Raw genomic sequence first — 2846 nt, 5'->3', positions numbered from 1 at the left:
CCCCCAGCGAGTGCAGCGTTGGGGTGAGGGGGTTCCGGTCTCGCAGTTATCCTCGGATACAGGACGCTCGCTGCGCTCGCTCCCCCTCACCCAACCCTCTCCCCGCCGGGGAGAGGGCTTTTCGCGGCTAAGCCTTCGCCCGCCGCTGCCGTTATCTCCCTCGGGGAGGAGCAGGCGGCCACATGTTTCACGGCATCAAGAGCGAAGCGCAGGCGCGTCGGGCGCTGGCGGAGATCGAGCGGCTGCTCAGCGATGCTGACGTCGCCGGGATCGCGCTCGACCCGTGGCTGCGCGAGCTCGCCGCCGAGCTGCGCGACTTCCTCCCCGAGATGGACTCGGCGGGCGCCGCCGTCATCGCCGAGCAGATTCTCGCCGACCCGCGCCTCTCCCTCGCCGCCCAGGCGCGCCTGCGGGCCGACACGGTGCGGGTGCTGAGGGGCTAGCCGACAAGAGGAATTGTCATTCCCGCGGAAGCAGGAATCCAGCTTTTTCTCTTGTCGATTCACCGCGCTGCCGGCGCCGTTCGGAAGGCAGCTGGATTGAGCTTCGCTCGTCTTCGGCTCCCGCTTTCGCGGGAATGACAGGTGGGATTTCCCCTAAAGAAACCACCGTCCGCGCCGTTCTTATCCCTGAGAGGGGACGCTCAATGGATTCGTCAATCGCTGCATCGCTCGGGATCGGCTCGGGGCTCGACATCAGGGCCCTGGTCAAGCAGCTGTCCGACGCGCAGCGCGCGCCCAAGGACGCGCAGATCGAGAAGCGCGAGACGCTCAACGCGGCGCGCATCTCGACCCTGGCCGAAGTCAGCGGCGCCATCGACAATTTCTCGACGGCCTTGTCCTCGCTGATCTCGGGCGGGACGCTGTTCACCCAGCCGACCGTGTCGGAGCCGACCCTGCTCAGCGCCAAGGCGGTCGCCGGCGCGCGCCTCGGCGGTCTTGCCGCCGAGCTCGAGGTGGTCCAGCTCGCCAAGGCGCAGACCCTGGAATCGACGACCTTCGCCGCGCGCACCGATCCGGTCGGGCAGGGGACGCTGACGCTGACCAGCTCCAACGGCAGCTTCGACATCGTCATCGACGCGGCCAATGACAGCCTCGAGGGGCTGACCAACGCGATCAACGCGGCCGGCGCGGGCGTCGCCGCCAGCATCGTCACCGACGCCAACGGTTCGCGCCTGATGCTGAAGGGCGCGACCGGCCAGGCCAATGCCTTCACCCTGTCGGTCCCGGGCGGCACCGTCAGCGGCCTCGAGCGCTTCGCCTTCGGTCCCTCCGTCACCGGCGGCCTGACCGAGGCCCAGGCGGCTCAGGACGCCATCGTCAAGCTCGACGGAGTCACCATCAACCGGTCGAGCAACAGCTTCTCCGACGTGGTCGAGGGCGTGCAGATCGACCTCAAGAAGGCCGAGCCGGGCACGATCATCTCGCTCGGCGCGGTCCGGCCCACGGCCGAGATCACCCAGGGCATGACCGATTTCGTCGCCGCCTATAACGAGCTGATGACGCTGATCTCGGAAGCCACCAAGGCCGGCGTCGGCGAGGACGGCGGACCGCTGCGCGGCGACGTCGGCGTCCGCCAGATGGTGCGCCAGCTCGGCCAGATGACCAGCATGGCGCTGACCTCGCAGGGCGACGGCCCGCACAGCCTCGCCGAGATCGGCGTTCGCACCAACCGCGACGGCACGCTCAGCCTCGACACGTTCCGGCTCCAGGAGCAGCTGGTCAACAATCCCGACGCGGTCGAGGCTTTGTTCAACCCGGCCCAGTGGGCAAGCAGCGGCGCGGTCACAATCCAGAGCGCGATGGGCCGGGTGAAGCCGGGTACCTACACGCTGACCGACCTCGTCCCGAAGAACGGCACGACGCCGGCGTCGGGCAATGTCGACGGCCTCGCCATGACCGGCGTCGACACCAACCTCGTGGCGCCGGCCGGTGCCGCGGCGCTCGGCCTGATCGTCACGGTCAATTCGGCCTCGCCGAGCGTCACGATCACCATCGAGGCCGGCCTCGGCGGCGCGCTCAAGATGATCCGCGACGCGCTTCGCGACCGCGAGGGGCCGTTCGCAGCGACCAACAAGCGGCTCAGCGACGAGCGTGACGACATCGCCGACCTGAAGGCGGTGCACGAGGAGCGCGCGGAGCGTTACTATAACCAGATGCTCGGCACCTTCACCGCCATGGAGCGGCAGGTGTCCTCCTTCAAGGCGACCCAGAGCTACCTGGACCAGCAGATCAAAATGTGGACCAACGACCGCGGCTGAGGCGTCGACGGCGTGAACTTTGTTCGGGAGTGAGTGGATGTACGCGATGCGTGGGCAGTTCGGGATGGCCAAGGCGCGCTACCAGCGCGTGGACGTCGCCAGCCGGGTCGAAGGTGCGAACCCGCACCAGCTGGTGACCATCCTCTATGACGAGCTGCTCAAGGCGCTCGATGCCATGTCGGCGGCAATGGCGCGGGCCGACTATGTCCAGCGCGGCGAGCGCCAGGCGCGCGCGCTTCGCCTGATCAGCGGGCTGGAGACCAGCCTCGACTTCGACCAGGGCGGCGACATCGCCCTCGGCCTCGCCAAGATCTACCGCGAGGCGCGCCGCCTCACCATCGCCGCCGGCCGCGAGAATGACGTGAAGCTGGTCGAGCGCGCCCGCGAGATGCTGGGCGAGGTCGCCCAGGCCTGGGAGCAGATCGGCAATCGGTGATTCAAGTTCCTCCCCATGAGCGGCGCTCATGGGGAGGGGGACCATCTGCGGAGCAGATGGTGGAGGGGTGAAATATCCTCGGTGAAGGGAATCAGAGGGTGACCCCTCCACCATGCTTCGCATGGTCTGCGTTCCTACCGCTTCACACCA

Annotated in this window: 3 protein-coding genes; all 3 read left to right on the top strand. The window is 68.1% G+C overall.

Annotated elements, in window-relative coordinates:
* Positions 1-182 precede the first annotated feature (182 nt).
* Entirely contained in the window at positions 183-443 is a 261-nt protein-coding gene (locus G7B71_RS15475) for a hypothetical protein (protein WP_166042571.1), read from the top strand.
* A 203-nt stretch (positions 444-646) separates the two neighbouring features.
* Positions 647-2260 (top strand): flagellar filament capping protein FliD, encoded by a 1614-nt coding sequence (gene fliD, locus G7B71_RS15470; RefSeq protein ID WP_166042569.1) that lies wholly within the window; start codon positions 647-649, stop codon positions 2258-2260.
* A gap of 37 nt (positions 2261-2297) precedes the next feature.
* Positions 2298-2696 carry a flagellar export chaperone FliS gene (gene fliS, locus G7B71_RS15465; protein WP_166042566.1) on the top strand — a complete coding sequence of 133 codons (399 nt, stop codon included), beginning with the start codon at positions 2298-2300 and terminating at the stop codon, positions 2694-2696.
* Positions 2697-2846: the final 150 nt, after the last annotated feature.

It is taken from the genome of Sphingosinicella sp. YJ22, assembly GCF_011320075.1.
GTDB lineage: Bacteria > Pseudomonadota > Alphaproteobacteria > Sphingomonadales > Sphingomonadaceae > Allosphingosinicella.
The sequence above is the reverse complement of the archived record's forward strand: the minus strand, read 5'-3'. Positions and strand labels throughout refer to the sequence as shown.

Excerpts from the sequence above, each read along its gene's own strand:
- G7B71_RS15475 (WP_166042571.1), top strand. The coding sequence starts at position 183 with ATGTTTCACGGCATCAAGAGCGAAGCGCAGGCGCGTCGGGCGCTGGCG.
- fliD (WP_166042569.1), top strand. The coding sequence starts at position 647 with ATGGATTCGTCAATCGCTGCATCGCTCGGGATCGGCTCGGGGCTCGAC.
- fliS (WP_166042566.1), top strand. The coding sequence starts at position 2,298 with ATGTACGCGATGCGTGGGCAGTTCGGGATGGCCAAGGCGCGCTACCAG.